Genomic DNA, 13,587 nt, shown 5'->3' on the forward strand with positions numbered 1-13,587 from the left:
TCGTCGGCGTTTTCATATATGTGAGGCTTTGATGCTTGAATTCTGGACCTGGTTGTCGACCGGCCTTGCTTTTCTGGTGGATGTCTTCTTGCGGCTGGATGTGCATCTGGCCGTGTTGGTTGGCCAGTACGGCCCGTGGATTTACGCCATCCTGTTCGCAGTCATATTTTGTGAGACCGGGCTGGTTGTTATGCCATTTCTGCCTGGTGATTCCTTGTTGTTCGTCGCCGGCGCGCTGGCGGCGCTGGGTCAGATGGATCCGGTAATTCTTGTGGCTGCACTGATGGCCGCCGCCATTCTGGGCGACTCGACCAATTATTTCGTGGGCCGATTCGCCGGTGAAAGGCTGTTCGCCAATCCGGATTCGAAGATTTTCCGGCGCGATTATCTGGATCGAACCCATGCCTTTTATGAGCGACATGGCGGCAAGACCGTGACGCTGGCACGTTTTGTCCCGATCGTGCGTACGTTTGCCCCCTTTGTGGCCGGCGTGGGAGAAATGCCGTATCTGCGTTTCCTGGGTTTCAGCGTGCTGGGAACATTGCTTTGGGTGGGCGGCCTGGTGACACTCGGTTACCAGTTCGGCAACGTCGAATTCATCAAGAAGAATCTCTCGCTGGTGTTGATCGGCATCGTGGCACTTTCCTTTGCGCCAGCAGTTGTTCAATTCCTGCGTGCGCGCATGACCAAGGCAGTCGTTCATGAGTGACAAGGCAAGTATTCGTGCTGCTTTCAACGCTGCTGCCCACGGGTATGATGCCGCAGCGGTGCTGCAGCGCGAGGTGGTGGATCGCATGCTGGATCGTCTTGCCGTGATCAGGATCGAGCCGCAAGGCATGCTCGATGCCGGCTGTGGTACCGGCTACGCTGGGCCGCTGCTGCAGGAGCGTTACCCGCAAACGCGCCTGGTTGAATTCGATCTTGCCCCTGCCATGCTGGAGATCGCGCGCCAGCGTGGTGCCAGAGGCTGGAACCGCTGGTTGCATGGCTTGCGTGGCAGGCCCGCAGCGGTGCAGGTATGTGGTGATATCGAACACATGCCTTTTGCTGATGGCTCCCTGGATTTTGTCTGGTCCAGCCTGGCGTTGCAGTGGTGCGAAACGCCGGACAAGGCGTTTGCCGAATGTCTGCGGGTGCTGCGTCCGGGCGGATTATTCCTGTTTTCCACGCTGGGGCCCGATACCCTGAAAGAGCTGCGTGCCGCCTTCAGCGGGGTGGATGGGCATGCGCATGTCAACCGCTTCATCGACATGCATGATCTGGGCGATGCGCTGGGGCGGGTGGGTTTTTCCGCGCCGGTGATGGAAATGGAAAACCTCGTCATGACCTACACCAGCGTGCGCGAGGTGTTGGCGGACCTGAAAGGGATCGGTGCGCACAGTCTGCGTGGCGGTGATCGGCGCAGCGGCCTGATGGGCAAGCAAGCCTGGCGCAGTATGGAGGCCAGTTATGAGCGCTTCCGTGCCGATGGCTTGTTGCCTGCTACTTATGAAGTGATCTATGGCCATGCCTGGAAAGGCGAGCCTGCCGCACGCACCTTGCCGGATGGCCGGCAGATCATCAGTTTCAGGCCAAGAACATGAGCCGCTTTTTTATCACCGGTACCGATACTGATGTCGGCAAGACCGTGGTCACGGCACAGTTGCTGCGTGGGCTGGCGCGCAGCGGATTGCGGGCCGTTGGCATGAAACCGGTGGCCTCCGGTTGTGATTGGCGGGAAGGGCAATTGCACAATGCCGATGTTGATGCGCACAGGCGGGCCGGCAATGTCGACGCTCCGCTGTCATGGGTGAGTCCCTATCGGTTTGAGCCGGCCATCTCGCCGCATCTGGCGGCTTGCCAGGCTGGCGTGTCGATCGATATCGGTCATCTGGTGACGTGTGCCGATCAGCTGGAACACTTGGCCGATATCGTGCTGATCGAAGGCGCGGGCGGCTGGCTGGCACCCCTGTCGGATTCGACGTGCATGGAGGACTTGGCCAAGGCTTTGGTTGCGCCGGTGATTCTGGTGGTCGGGATGCGCCTTGGTTGCCTCAATCATGCCATGCTCAGCGTGCGTGCCATCCGGCACAGCGGTTTGCCCTTGGTGGGTTGGGTGGCCAATCAAGTCGATCCGGTCATGCAGTGCTACCCGGAAAACCTGGCCTGGCTGCAACAGGCAATCCCGGCACCTTGCCTTGCGGAAATTTCATACTCGCCTGATGCTGAAGTGCAGGCGATCTCCGGAGATCGTATTGCATTGCTGATGCAAGACTTCGGGATGCACATGGGCTGAGTATTGTGCCTCCCCCGCAGGGAGTCGGCCGCTACAGATTTTTAACGGGTTCTGACAGGAATGGTGGTTTGTCGCTAAAATGTTGAATCAGACAAAACCGTTTCTCACACAATCAAAAATCATGCAGCAAGAAGACGGTGCCGTACGCCCGATTTCGGAATCCGAAGATATTGGCCCATACCGCTTGTCATCACCGGTAGAGATAGGCTTTGTGTTGCGTACGCTCATGCAGCGTGCGGATTTTGTCACGACCTATTTCAATAGCGGCAAGGATATGCTGCTGACACGCATTCTGGATGTCGATCTCAAGGCGCGCCAATTCGTGTTCGATCTGAGCGGGCATCAGGCCAGTAATGATGCCATCCAGAAAGCTGAAAAAGTTGTATTCATTGCCATGCCGGAAGGCGTGCGCGTGCAATTTTCCACCAGCCATGTGCGCAGTGTGCAGCATGAGGGCCGGCCGGCCTTGTGTGCCCCTTTCCCGCCTGACTTGATCAAGCTGCAACGACGCGAATTTTTTCGCCTGCCCACTCCGCTGTCCAATCCTTACTTCTGTCGGCTTACATTGAAGAACGATGAAGCAGTCCGACTCGAGTTGCGTGATATTTCATTGGGTGGGGTTGGTGCGTGGTTTCCCGAGGCACAAATTGGCCAGATCGAACTGGGCATGAAGTTTCAGCAGGTCATGTTTGATCTGGGTCCGGGCGGTGTGATGCGTCTGGATATCGAAGTGCGCAATTATCGGTCAGTCGTCAATCGGCAGGGACAGACCCAGTATATTGTGGGTGTACGCTTCTGTAATCTGACGCGCAGCCAGGAAGCCAATCTGCAAAAACTGATTTCCCATCTCGAGCGCGAACGCAAGGCGCTGATCGGGTGAGTTTGGCTCGCCTGCCTTGCCAAAAGCGCGGACAGCCCTTATCTCTCGCCCATTACCCGATAAGAGAACACGCATGAGCAATAAACTCACCATCCTGCCCAAAGGGCAGGTCATTGACATGGGCGAGAGCGATACCATCCTTGATGCGGCATTGCGCGCTGATTTCCACATGCCCTATGGCTGCCGCAATGGCTCGTGCGGAAACTGCAAGGGCAAGGTCTTGTCCGGTAATGTCATGCATGACGATCACGCGCTTTCCGCGCTGTCGGAAGCCGAGCGTGAAGCTGGCATGGCCTTGTTCTGTTGTGCGAGGGCAGAGGGCGATGTGGTGGTCGAATGCCGTGAGGTGGATGCCACGCGCGATATCCAGACGCTGACCTTGCCTGCCCGTGTCGACAAGATCGACAAGGTATCTGGCGATGTGGCTGTATTGACCCTCAAATTGCCGCCGTCAGAAGCGTTTCGTTTTTTGCCCGGCCAATACATCGATATTCATGCCAAGGGCGGCAAGAAGCGCTCGTTTTCGCTGGCTTGCGCACCGCGCGAGAACGGCACGCTGGAGTTGCATATCCGCCACACCCCAGGTGGGGAGTTCTCGGAGTATGTCTGGAATGAAATGAAAGAGCGCGAGATCCTGCGCTTTACCGGGCCGCTCGGCAGTTTCTTTTTACGCGAGGATTCCGATCGTCCCATCATTCTGGTGGCAACCGGTACCGGTTTTGCTCCGATCAAGGGCATGCTGGAACATGCCTTTGCCCGCAATATCCAGCGCAAGATAGTTCTGTACTGGGGAACGCGCAATCTGCCAGAGATGTACATGCGTGAATTGCCACAGCGCTGGCAGGGTGAGCATGCCAATTTCACCTTTATCCCGGTGTTGTCCGAGCCCTTGGAGGCTGACGGGTGGCAGGGGCGAGTCGGCCTGGTGCATGAGGTGGTGCTGGAAGACCACGGCTCGTTTGCGCCCTATCAGGTGTATGCCTGCGGCGCGCCGGTAATGGTTGAGGCGGCCCATGAGGCGTTTACCGCACGTGGCCTGCCGCACGAAGAGTTTTATTCGGATGCATTCTTTGCGTCCAAAGATGGCCGCAAGCCGCGTTGATTGGAGGTGGTTGCATGGACTTGCAAAGCCGCGGGCAAAACGCTATCATCCTTGGTTTCCGAATATTAAATGGTCGGTGTGCCGGCCGTGATTTGATCTCATCAGGAGTTAAGTAAACATGGCTAACAGCGCCCAAGCTCGCAAACGTGCCCGTCAAGCTGAACAAGCTCGTCAGCACAACGCTAGCCAGCGTTCCGCATTCCGTACCGCTGTCAAGAAGGTGCTGAAGGCAATCGAAGCTGGTGACAAGGCTGCCGCCCAGTCGGTATATCAACAATCTGTCAGCGTGATCGACCGTCTCTCCGACAAGAATATCTTCCACAAGAACAAGGCCGCTCGTCACAAGAGCCGTCTGTCTTCCGCCATCAAGGCAATGGCTGCCTGATTATCGTTGGATCTCAGGTCGTTAAAGAAATAGGGCTCCGTCAGGGAGCCCTGTTTTTTTATGCATTGGGGTGCGGTGTGCGACTTAAGCGAAAATCTGGCAAGATGCGCCGGTAGTCCTTTTCTTCCAGGCAGAAATATTCGGCTTCTTCATCGGTCCGGGCGATCTCCAGCGAGATGCGCGCAAAGCGACCAATGGCTTGCCACAAACTCGCAGCAAGGCGCTCGGCAAACAGCGCAATGCTTTCTTCTCTGCCGAGTTCCGCTTCATGTCTTATCGATAGCAAATATGCATCGCCACAGTTTTGGCGATTGATGCATGCGGGTTGCTGCCATGTCTGACGCAGCGCCGTCAGGACATGCTCGGTCTCTGAGTGGGATAGTGGGGAAATGCTCAATTCAGTGCGGTAGCTGGCCATGGTTGCTGTTCCTCCAGGCATTCAGGCTACACGTTTTAGGGTAGATCTGCACGAAGGACCCAAGCTGTCGGCAATAAAAAACGCGGTCAGCTTGTCAGGGCTTGACCGCGCCGGGTGGCTGGGTTTGGGTTGGATACATGCTTCACCTTTTTCGATCCGATCGCGACGGTGCGGGTCGGGGTTGAGAGGCTTATTGGTCGGTGGTGACCATCTCTTCGATGCTGTGGTTGGACAACAACGCGTTCAGTTCCAGAAAAGCTACAAAATCGTCAAATATGGTGATGTTCCTTGAATGCCGCGAAAGGGCTTATTCCTTGTCTGATTTGAACTCTTCGCTAATCATGGACAAGCCCACACCAGTCAGACCAACGACGGCGGGAACGGCAACTTGGGCGATGCTGATGATGGTGGATACGTCGAGCATGGTGTTCTCCTGAAAAGATTGGTTCTGTGGGCGGTTTATTCTTCGTCTTTCGGGGCAACTTTTTCGGCCAGGGTTGCAGCGCCAATGCTGACAACGCCCAGGGCGATCGGTGCGGCTAAAGAGGCAATGCTGAGCAGAAGGGTTTCAGTCATGATTTTTCTCCTGGTTACGAAACTGGTTGGCTGGGCTTATTCTTCGTCGCTGGGTAGCAGCTTTTCGGCGAGACCGATTACGCCGGCGCTGACAAGGCCTGCTGCAGCGGGGATGGCAACGGGGGCGATGCTGATGATGAAGGATGCGTCGATCATGATGTTCTCCTGGTAAGTTCCGGCTCGCTTGCCGTGAAATAAAGTTACCAATTCCTGGTTTGTATTGATACGGAAAAGTACCGGCCTGGTGTGTAATATTTCACGTATCATTTATGTAGTTAACTATTAATTGTTATTAACATATTGATTTATTTTGATTAAATTATTTTAACGGCCTTGTTTTTTCTATTCCATACTCCTGTAGTCGGGATTGTGTGGTGGGGTCGCGGTATGTAATCAAGTAAAAAACGGCCAGCCCGTATCTGGAGCTGGCCGTTCTGACAAAAATCAGGCGTGTGGAGATTATTCGCTGGTACTGTTGCGTCGCGGCACCGTTTCCGGGTCACAGGTGATCGGCCGGTAAATTTCTACCCGGTCGCCCGTCTTGACCAGGGTTTCCGGTTTGACCAGCTTGCCGAAGATGCCAAAGCTGTGGCCTTCCAGCGTAAAACCGGGCAGTGTTTTGGCCAGATTGGCCCGGTTGACGGTATCGAGCACAGTACTGCCTTCTGCGACTTCCAGCTTGAGCCAGACTTGCTTGCCTGCTTCCGAACAGGCCACGCTGACAGAAATTGCCATGATCCGTTCTCCTTTTAGCAGCAGTGAATCGGACGTGCTGTGGCCTTGCGCAGCGCCTGCTCGGACAGGCGCTGTTCCAGCACGCGCTTGCCCGCCAGCAGCATGCCCATGACCAGAAAACCGCCTGGCGGCAGAATCCACAGCAGCATGCCGCCATAGTTCGGGATGACAGTCTGTTCTAGCCAGGCCGCGCCTTGCCCCAAAAACAGGTGTGCCTGCTGGAATACCTTGCCGGTGCCAAGTATTTCGCGCACGGCCCCGATCAATGTCAGCGCGCCGGTAAACCCCAGGCCCATACTCAAGCCATCTACCAGTGCCGCGCCTGGTGCCTGGCGCGAGGCAAAGGCTTCCGCGCGCCCGAGAATGGCGCAGTTCACCACGATCAGGGCGATAAACAAGCCAAGTACCTTGTACAGATCATGCATCCACGCATTCATGACCATATCGACCAATGTGACCAGCGTGGCAATCAGGCCGATGAAAACAGGAATGCGCACTTCCTGGCTGATCCAGTGGCGCAGCAGCGAAATGATCAGATTGGCGGCGACCAGTACGCCGGTGGTTGCCAGCCCCATTCCCAGGCCGTTGGTGGCACTGCTGGTCACAGCCATGGCCGGGCAAAGGGCAATGGTTTGCGACAGCAATACATTCTGGTTCCAAAGTCCGTCGCGCGTGATTTCCCAATAGCGGTTCATTTGGCAGCCTCCCTGGCAATGTTGTCTTTTTCCTGCGCATACCATTGCAAACCTGCATGCACGGCCCTGACCACGGCGCGCGGGGTGATGGTGGCGCCAGCAAACTGGTCGAATTCGCCACCGTCTTTCTTCACGCCCCATTTGGCGGTATCGAGTGCCTTGCCGACAAAGCTGTTGATCCAGTTGTCCTTCTGGATTTCGATTTTGTCGCCCAGGCCCGGTGTCTCGGTGTGCGAGAGCACGCGTACCCCCAGCACTTCCCCGGCAGGGCTGATGCCCATAACAATGCGGATGGTGCCGGCGTAACCCTTGCCGGCGACTTCAAAGACCAGTCCGGTGGTTTCCTGGCCCTTGCGCGCGATATAGACCGTACGTGTGCCTTCCGGTGTTGGGCGAATCAGGGTACTGCTGAGCAGCTGATTGTCGAAACTGCCCGCCGGTAGTACTTGGGATAATGAGGCTTGCAGATCCTGTTGCAGGCTCGTTTCAATGGGCGTGTGCGTGGCCTGGTTGGCCAGCGTGAGCGCGGCGCTGGTGATCAGGCCGATCACGGCGACCAGCCCGGCCTGATACGGCAGCAGTCCACGCCAGTGGCTGCGTTTTTCGGCAAAAGTACTCATGCTTTGGTCTCCAGCGGTTTGCCTTCACGATCGCGGCCATAGATGCGCGGCGGCGTGGCGCGCTCGATCAGCGGGGTGACAGCATTCATTAGCAGTACAGCAAACGCGACGCCTTCCGGATAACCACCCCAGGTGCGGATCACATAGGTCAAGAAACCGCAGCCCAGCCCGAAAATGACCTGCCCGGCATTCGAGGTGGGTGAGGTGACCGGGTCGGTGGCGATGAAAAATGCGCCCAGCCAGAGTGCGCCGGAAAGCATGTGCACCAGCGGCGAAGCATACAGTTGCGGGTTGATCAGCCAGCACAACACGGCTGGTACCAGCACGCCGGCCAGCATCGACAAGGGAATGCGCCAGCCGATGATATAGTGACGGGTCAGCCAGATGCCGCCCAGCAGGATCAGGAGCGCAGACGATTCTCCCAGGCTGCCTGGACGCAGGCCGACAGCGGATTGCCAGGCCGTGAACAGGCCATCCAGTTCCGGCAGATAGCCGAGTTTGGAAAGTTCCGCCTTCATGCCGCCCAGCACCGAGGCACTGGCCATACCATCAATCGCGGGCAGGGTGCCGCCAAAGGTAATCTGCAAGCCCTGCACGAAATCGATGCCGGCGGTTGAGAGTGGCAGTGCGTTCACCCACTGCGTCATGGTGACCGGAAACGAGATCAGCAAGGCCACGCGGGCCACCATGGCCGGGTTGAACGGATTACTGCCCAGGCCGCCGAATACCTGCTTGGCCAGTACGATGGCAAAGAAGCTGCCGGTGACGCCGGTCCACCATGGCGCCCAGGGGGGGAGTGACAAGGCCAGCAGCCAGCCGGTCAGCATGGCGGAGCGGTCAAACAGCTTGGGCTTGATGCGCTTGCCGGCGAGCCATACGCAGAGTGCCTCCCAGCCCATGGCGGCGCTCACGGTGGTCAGCCATAAAAAGAAGGCGGGCCAGCCAAAGCTCCAGAACGCGAACAGGGTCGCGGGCAGCAAGGCCAGCATCACCTTGTGCATGATATCGCCGACCGAGCCCCAGGCATGGGCGTACGGGGCATGTGCGGGCATGGGGATCATTCGGTTTTCTCCTTCTGCTTGGCAGCGTCGGCTTCCGCCTTGCGCCGCATCATCTCGGCCCGGCGCTCGGCCGCTTCACGTGCCAGGCGTTCGCGCTTGGCTTCGGTCATCTCGCGGATCTGGTCGGTCTGGCGTTTGCTCTGCTCATTGGCCCAGCGCTCGCCCTTGGCAAAATCGAAGTAGTGCGACAACGGCAGGTGCGCCGGGCAGATGTAGGAACAGGCGCCGCAGGTCAGGCAGTCATCCAGCCCTAGTTTTCCGGCGCCTTCCAGATCCCCGGCGCGCACGCTGGCGGCCATGTCGAGCGGCAGGAGGTGCAGCGGGCAGACATGCGCGCAGGAACCGCAACGGATGCAGTCTTCTTCCTCGGTTTCATTGCATTCGGCCGCCGTTAGCGCCAGCAGGCCGCTGGAGCCCTTGATCACCGGTGCATCGAGCGATGGCAGTGCCAGGCCCATCATTGGCCCGCCCATCACCAGGCGGTGGGGGTCTTCGGTCAATCCGCCACAGAATTCGATCAGCGCGGAAGCGGGCGTGCCGATCGGGACTTCCAGATTACGCGGCTGGCGTACCGCGCCACCGGCAACGGTAACGATGCGGTGCGTCAGTGGCTCGCCAAAGCGGATGGCACGATGCACGGCGTAGGCAGTGCCGACGTTATGCACCAGTACGCCGATGCTGGCCATGCGTGCACCGGCTGGCAGTTCGATGCCGGTGAGCCAGCTCATCAGCTGCTCGCCGCTGCCCATCGGGTAGCGCGTCGGCACACTGTGCACGCTGATGTTGGGGAAATGCTCGGCTGCCTGCTGCATGGCCTTGAAGGCAATCGGCTTGTTGTCCTCGATGCCGATCATGATGCGTCCGGCCCCGATCATGGTGGCGATCAGGCGCACGCCATCGACCACGCTCTCGGCGCGTTCCTGCATCAGGCGGTCATCGCAGGAGAGATACGGTTCGCACTCGCCACCGTTGATCACCAAGGTATGCACGGCCATGCGCCGGCCGAGATGCAGCTTGGGCGCGGAGGGGAAGGTGGCGCCGCCCATGCCGACCACGCCGGCGGCCTCGACGCGACGGGACAGCTCCTCGGGGGGTAGGTCGAACGGATCATGACAGACCGGGTAGTCAATCGATTCGCTTCCGGTGACGCGCAAAGTGATGGTTTCCACTGCCAGGCCGGAGGGGTGCGGCGCGGTACGCGGGCCGATCGCTTCAATGATTCCGGCGGCCGGGGCGTGGATCGGTGCGGAAATGGTGCCGCCCGCTTCTGCCAGCATCTGGCCCGCCAGCACGCGGTCACCCACCTTGACGATGGGTCGCGCCGGTGCGCCGGAATGCTGGACCAATGGCAGGTAAAGATAGGCTGGCATCGGCAATTTACCGATCAGACGGCTGGCGGCCGGCTCCTTGCGATAATCCGGGTGCACACCCCAGTGCGCGGCGCGATCGAGCAGATCGAAGAGGCGATCAATCAGCGGGACTCTCATGCTTGCACCCCCTGTGCTTGTGGCTTCTGCCAGCGCCAGGTGCGGAGCGTGACCGCAACTTCTTCAAGATGGATCGCTTCAGTCGGGCAGATATCGACACATTTGCCGCAACCGGTGCACAGCTCGGCGATCACGCCGTGGATGCGCTTGCTGGCACCGAAAACGGCGTCGGTGGCGCAGACCTTGTAACACTTGGCGCAACCCGTGCAGAGGTCTTCATTGATGCGGGCGAATTGCGGCACGGTTTCTTCAAATCCATCCAGCGACAAGGTCACGCCCAGCTTTTCGGCAATGCGCTGCGCCAGCGCCTTGCCGCCTGGCGTGCAGGAGGTGAGCGGTACTTCACCGTTGACCATTTTTTCGGCTGCCACGCCACAACCGGGCAGGCCGCACAGGCCGCACTGCGAGTTGGGCATCATGGCCGAGACTTCCTCGACCAGCGGGTTGCCCTCGACCTTGAAGCGACGTGCCGCGATGGCCAGCCCAAGGCCCAGCGTGCCGCCCAGCGCAGAAATGCTTAGTAATGGAATCCACATGTTTTGACTCCTCAACCTACTTGCAAACCGGCAAAGCCCATGAAGGCGAGCGCCAGCAGGCTGGCGGTGACAAAGCTGATCGGTGCGCCGGTAAACGCGGCCGGAACACGCGCCAGTGCCAGGCGTTCGCGGATGCCGGCAAATACCACCAGCACCAGGGTAAAACCGAGTGCCGCCGAAAATCCGGTGATGGTGCTGCGCACGAAGCCGGCCTTTTCCTGGGCATTGAGCAGCGCCACGCCCAGTACTGCGCAATTGGTGGTGATCAGTGGCAGGAAAATGCCCAAGACCTGGTAGAGCGCGGGGCTGGTTTTCTTGATCACCATCTCGACAAACTGCACCAGCGATGCGATGACCAGAATGAAGGACAGGATGCGCAGGTAACCCATACCGAGCGGCAGCAATAGCCAATTTTCCAGCATCCAGGCCGCGGCTGCGGCCAGCGTCAGCACGAAAGTCGTGGCCAGACCCATGCCGATGCTGCCGGAAACCTGTTTGGATACGCCCATGAACGGACACAGGCCGAGGAATTTCATCAATACGACGTTGTTGACCAGCACCGTCGTCAGGATCAGAAAGAAATATTCACGCATGGCAACCTCCTTGTGTCTCGATATTGCAAGGGGTGTGCCACGCTGCATCATGTGGGAAAGGCTTGATTATCAAGCTGTTTTTTTGCCCTGCAATATGTGTGTTGCCGTCCTGCTTGCAACAAGCCGTGTCGGGATGTGCGGTTTGTGACATCCGTCATGTCACACTTGGCTGACAATCTTTCCGGAAATATGTGAATCGCCGTAAATGTGCTGTCGGAATGCGTGTGGTTTGTTACGCTTGCGTCCTGCGTCGATAAGGCAAAAAAGGATCTGATTGTGTTCAGGAATCACCATAAGCTGGATTTGTCGGAAGTCCTGCGTGAGTTGGTAGCCGATGGCTTGCTCGGGCGACAGGACGCCGAAAAACTGGTCCCTGCTTCGCATGCGCGCAAACCTCAGGATATCCATCCGCTGGTCCTGATCGGCAATAGCCGCCTGCCCGATGCGCGCGATCCGCAAAAAAACCTCTCGCTGGAGGCGCTGACCGAATGGCTGGCTGGCAAGGCGGGTTTGCCGTATTACCATATCGATCCCTTGAAAATCGATGTGGCCAGCGTGTGCGATGTGGTATCCAACGCGTATGCCTCGCGTTTTCGCATCCTGCCGGTGGCAGTCGGTGTCAACGAGGTAACAGTGGCCACGGCCGAACCGTTTGCGCTTGAGTGGCAGGAAGAACTTGAGCGCATCCTGCGCATCCGCATTCATGCGGTGGTGGCCAACCCGCTCGATATCCTGCGCTATCTGGCCGAGTTCTATAACCTGGCGCGGTCGGTCAAGCATGCGATCGACCTGCACAAATCCTTGCCGACCGGCATCACCAATTACGAGCAGTTGGTGCAACTGGGGCGTTCCGGCTCGATCGATGCCAACGACCAGGCCATTGTCACCATTGTCGACTGGCTGCTGCAGTATGCGTTCGAGCAGCGCGCCAGCGATATCCATATCGAGCCGCGTCGCGACGTGAGCCATGTGCGTTTTCGCATCGATGGCGTGCTGCACCCGGTCTACCAGACGCCGATGGCGGTGATGGCGGCGATCACCAGCCGCATCAAATTGCTCGCGCGCATGGATGTGACCGAGAAGCGCCGGCCACAGGATGGCCGTATCAAGACTCAGTCGCCGGGCGGGGAAGAGATCGAGTTGCGTCTGTCCAGCATGCCGACCGCGTTTGGCGAAAAACTGGTGCTGCGTATCTTCAATCCGGAAGTGTTGTTGAAGAGCTTTCATGAACTGGGTTTCAGCGACGAAGAAAACCGCACCTGGCAGGATCTGATCCGCCATCCGCACGGCATCATTCTGGTGACCGGCCCGACCGGCTCGGGCAAGACCACTACGCTGTACTCCACGCTGCGCGAACTGGCCACGCCGGAGGTGAATGTCTGCACGGTGGAAGACCCGATCGAAATGATCTACCCGCAGCTCAACCAGATGCAGGTGCAGGCCAATATCGGCGTGACCTTTGCCGGCGGTATCCGCACCCTGTTGCGCCAGGACCCGGACATCATCATGGTGGGCGAAATCCGCGATCTGGAGACCGCTGAAATGGCGATCCAGGCAGCACTGACCGGGCATCTGGTGTTTTCCACCCTGCATACCAACGATGCCGCCTCGGCCATTACCCGCCTGATGGATCTGGGTGTACCCGCCTATCTGATCCGCGCCACGGTGCTGGGCGTATTGGCACAGCGGCTGGCGCGCACGGTCTGCCCGCATTGCAAGCAGATGGTAGAGCCTTCCGCTGCGGTCTGGGCGGACCTGATCAGGCCGTGGAAATCCACGCCGCCTGCGCGTATTGCCCAACCGGTCGGTTGCCTGGAGTGCCGCATGACCGGTTATCTGGGGCGGGTGGGGATGTATGAAATGATGACGATCTCTCCGTCGATGCGTGAGCGTATCGTCGAGGGGATGGATGCAAGCCAGCTGCGCGAGCAGGCGATCAAGGAAGGACAGCGACCCTTGCGCATTGCCGGGGCGCAGAAGGTGGCGGCGGGCTTGACTACACCCGATGAGGTGATGCGCAATACGCCGCCGGCCAACGGGGGGTAGTGGGCACGCTTTCGTCTGTCTGGATCATTTGAAGCGGTGTAGGTGGGGTTGAGGGCTGTAGGTCGGGTTTCAACCCGACAGCACCGATATTGTGTCGGAATGAATTCCGGCCCACAGCGCAGACGCAGGTTGGGCTGAATGAAATGAAGCCCAACGGGTTTTGCAATCATTAGGCTGC

At 58.6% G+C, this 13,587-nt stretch carries 15 protein-coding genes; 7 read left to right on the plus strand and 8 right to left on the minus strand.

The genetic code is table 11. The features are described 5' to 3' along the window. Positions 1–31 precede the first annotated feature (31 nt). From AC0KVQ_RS08675 to rpsT, 6 genes are all read left to right on the plus strand, one after another. Positions 32–709, plus strand: coding sequence for a DedA family protein (locus AC0KVQ_RS08675; RefSeq protein WP_473420751.1), 678 nt, complete (start codon positions 32–34; stop codon positions 707–709). Continuing rightward, the gene (gene bioC / locus AC0KVQ_RS08680) at positions 702–1,583 is read left to right on the plus strand and encodes a malonyl-ACP O-methyltransferase BioC (protein WP_473420752.1); all 882 of its coding nucleotides are present in this window, start codon (positions 702–704) and stop codon (positions 1,581–1,583) included. Before AC0KVQ_RS08675 ends, bioC begins: the two co-directional genes overlap by 8 nt. Further along, positions 1,580–2,275: a dethiobiotin synthase gene (bioD, locus tag AC0KVQ_RS08685; protein WP_473420753.1), complete on the plus strand. Its 696-nt coding sequence runs from the start codon at positions 1,580–1,582 to the stop codon at positions 2,273–2,275. Before bioC ends, bioD begins: the two co-directional genes overlap by 4 nt. A 121-nt stretch (positions 2,276–2,396) precedes the next feature. Then, entirely contained in the window at positions 2,397–3,155 is a 759-nt protein-coding gene (locus AC0KVQ_RS08690; protein ID WP_473420754.1) for a flagellar brake protein, read from the plus strand. Positions 3,156–3,228: 73 nt separating this feature from the next. Then, on the plus strand, positions 3,229–4,257 hold the full coding sequence (locus AC0KVQ_RS08695; RefSeq protein WP_473420755.1) for a CDP-6-deoxy-delta-3,4-glucoseen reductase: 1,029 nt from the start codon (positions 3,229–3,231) through the stop codon (positions 4,255–4,257). A 118-nt stretch (positions 4,258–4,375) separates the two neighbouring features. Then, positions 4,376–4,642: a 30S ribosomal protein S20 gene (gene rpsT, locus AC0KVQ_RS08700; RefSeq protein WP_473420756.1), complete on the plus strand. Its 267-nt coding sequence runs from the start codon at positions 4,376–4,378 to the stop codon at positions 4,640–4,642. Positions 4,643–4,700: 58 nt separating this feature from the next. Here the strand turns inward: rpsT and AC0KVQ_RS08705 are convergent, their stop codons facing one another. The 8 genes from AC0KVQ_RS08705 to rsxA form a co-directional block, all read right to left on the minus strand. Then, entirely contained in the window at positions 4,701–5,060 is a 360-nt protein-coding gene (locus AC0KVQ_RS08705; RefSeq protein ID WP_473420757.1) for a hypothetical protein, read from the minus strand. Between the two features lie 1,035 nt (positions 5,061–6,095). Then, a complete protein-coding gene (locus AC0KVQ_RS08710; RefSeq protein ID WP_473420758.1) occupies positions 6,096–6,371 on the minus strand; it encodes an RnfH family protein in 276 nt (91 codons plus the stop codon). A 14-nt stretch (positions 6,372–6,385) separates the two neighbouring features. Continuing rightward, positions 6,386–7,066, minus strand: a complete 681-nt coding sequence (locus tag AC0KVQ_RS08715) for an electron transport complex subunit E (protein WP_473420759.1) — start codon at positions 7,064–7,066, stop codon at positions 6,386–6,388. Further along, positions 7,063–7,686 carry an electron transport complex subunit RsxG gene (rsxG, locus tag AC0KVQ_RS08720; RefSeq protein ID WP_473420760.1) on the minus strand — a complete coding sequence of 208 codons (624 nt, stop codon included), beginning with the start codon at positions 7,684–7,686 and terminating at the stop codon, positions 7,063–7,065. Before rsxG ends, AC0KVQ_RS08715 begins: the two co-directional genes overlap by 4 nt. Further along, entirely contained in the window at positions 7,683–8,747 is a 1,065-nt protein-coding gene (locus AC0KVQ_RS08725; protein WP_473420761.1) for an RnfABCDGE type electron transport complex subunit D, read from the minus strand. Before AC0KVQ_RS08725 ends, rsxG begins: the two co-directional genes overlap by 4 nt. Beyond that, positions 8,744–10,234 carry an electron transport complex subunit RsxC gene (rsxC, locus tag AC0KVQ_RS08730; protein ID WP_473420762.1) on the minus strand — a complete coding sequence of 497 codons (1,491 nt, stop codon included), beginning with the start codon at positions 10,232–10,234 and terminating at the stop codon, positions 8,744–8,746. Before rsxC ends, AC0KVQ_RS08725 begins: the two co-directional genes overlap by 4 nt. Further along, the gene (locus AC0KVQ_RS08735; protein ID WP_473420763.1) at positions 10,231–10,770 is read right to left on the minus strand and encodes an RnfABCDGE type electron transport complex subunit B; all 540 of its coding nucleotides are present in this window, start codon (positions 10,768–10,770) and stop codon (positions 10,231–10,233) included. Before AC0KVQ_RS08735 ends, rsxC begins: the two co-directional genes overlap by 4 nt. 11 nt (positions 10,771–10,781) lie before the next feature. Next, the gene (gene rsxA, locus AC0KVQ_RS08740; protein ID WP_473420764.1) at positions 10,782–11,363 is read right to left on the minus strand and encodes an electron transport complex subunit RsxA; all 582 of its coding nucleotides are present in this window, start codon (positions 11,361–11,363) and stop codon (positions 10,782–10,784) included. A 276-nt stretch (positions 11,364–11,639) separates the two neighbouring features. Here rsxA and tfpB point away from each other — a divergent pair, with 276 nt between their 5' ends. After that, positions 11,640–13,409: a type IV pilus assembly ATPase TfpB gene (gene tfpB / locus AC0KVQ_RS08745; protein ID WP_473420765.1), complete on the plus strand. Its 1,770-nt coding sequence runs from the start codon at positions 11,640–11,642 to the stop codon at positions 13,407–13,409. Positions 13,410–13,587: the final 178 nt, after the last annotated feature.

It is taken from the genome of Formivibrio sp. oc-25, assembly GCF_055810895.1.

What these genes read in the sequence shown, in the direction of transcription:
- rpsT (WP_473420756.1), top strand. Translation starts at nt 4,376, where the DNA reads ATGGCTAACAGCGCCCAAGCTCGCAAACGTGCCCGTCAAGCTGAACAA.
- AC0KVQ_RS08735 (WP_473420763.1), bottom strand. Translation starts at nt 10,770, where the DNA reads ATGTGGATTCCATTACTAAGCATTTCTGCGCTGGGCGGCACGCTGGGC.
- rsxG (WP_473420760.1), bottom strand. Translation starts at nt 7,686, where the DNA reads ATGAGTACTTTTGCCGAAAAACGCAGCCACTGGCGTGGACTGCTGCCG.
- AC0KVQ_RS08725 (WP_473420761.1), bottom strand. Translation starts at nt 8,747, where the DNA reads ATGATCCCCATGCCCGCACATGCCCCGTACGCCCATGCCTGGGGCTCG.
- rsxC (WP_473420762.1), bottom strand. Translation starts at nt 10,234, where the DNA reads ATGAGAGTCCCGCTGATTGATCGCCTCTTCGATCTGCTCGATCGCGCC.
- AC0KVQ_RS08705 (WP_473420757.1), bottom strand. Translation starts at nt 5,060, where the DNA reads ATGGCCAGCTACCGCACTGAATTGAGCATTTCCCCACTATCCCACTCA.
- AC0KVQ_RS08675 (WP_473420751.1), top strand. Translation starts at nt 32, where the DNA reads ATGCTTGAATTCTGGACCTGGTTGTCGACCGGCCTTGCTTTTCTGGTG.
- bioD (WP_473420753.1), top strand. Translation starts at nt 1,580, where the DNA reads ATGAGCCGCTTTTTTATCACCGGTACCGATACTGATGTCGGCAAGACC.
- AC0KVQ_RS08695 (WP_473420755.1), top strand. Translation starts at nt 3,229, where the DNA reads ATGAGCAATAAACTCACCATCCTGCCCAAAGGGCAGGTCATTGACATG.
- bioC (WP_473420752.1), top strand. Translation starts at nt 702, where the DNA reads ATGAGTGACAAGGCAAGTATTCGTGCTGCTTTCAACGCTGCTGCCCAC.
- AC0KVQ_RS08710 (WP_473420758.1), bottom strand. Translation starts at nt 6,371, where the DNA reads ATGGCAATTTCTGTCAGCGTGGCCTGTTCGGAAGCAGGCAAGCAAGTC.
- AC0KVQ_RS08690 (WP_473420754.1), top strand. Translation starts at nt 2,397, where the DNA reads ATGCAGCAAGAAGACGGTGCCGTACGCCCGATTTCGGAATCCGAAGAT.
- rsxA (WP_473420764.1), bottom strand. Translation starts at nt 11,363, where the DNA reads ATGCGTGAATATTTCTTTCTGATCCTGACGACGGTGCTGGTCAACAAC.
- AC0KVQ_RS08715 (WP_473420759.1), bottom strand. Translation starts at nt 7,066, where the DNA reads ATGAACCGCTATTGGGAAATCACGCGCGACGGACTTTGGAACCAGAAT.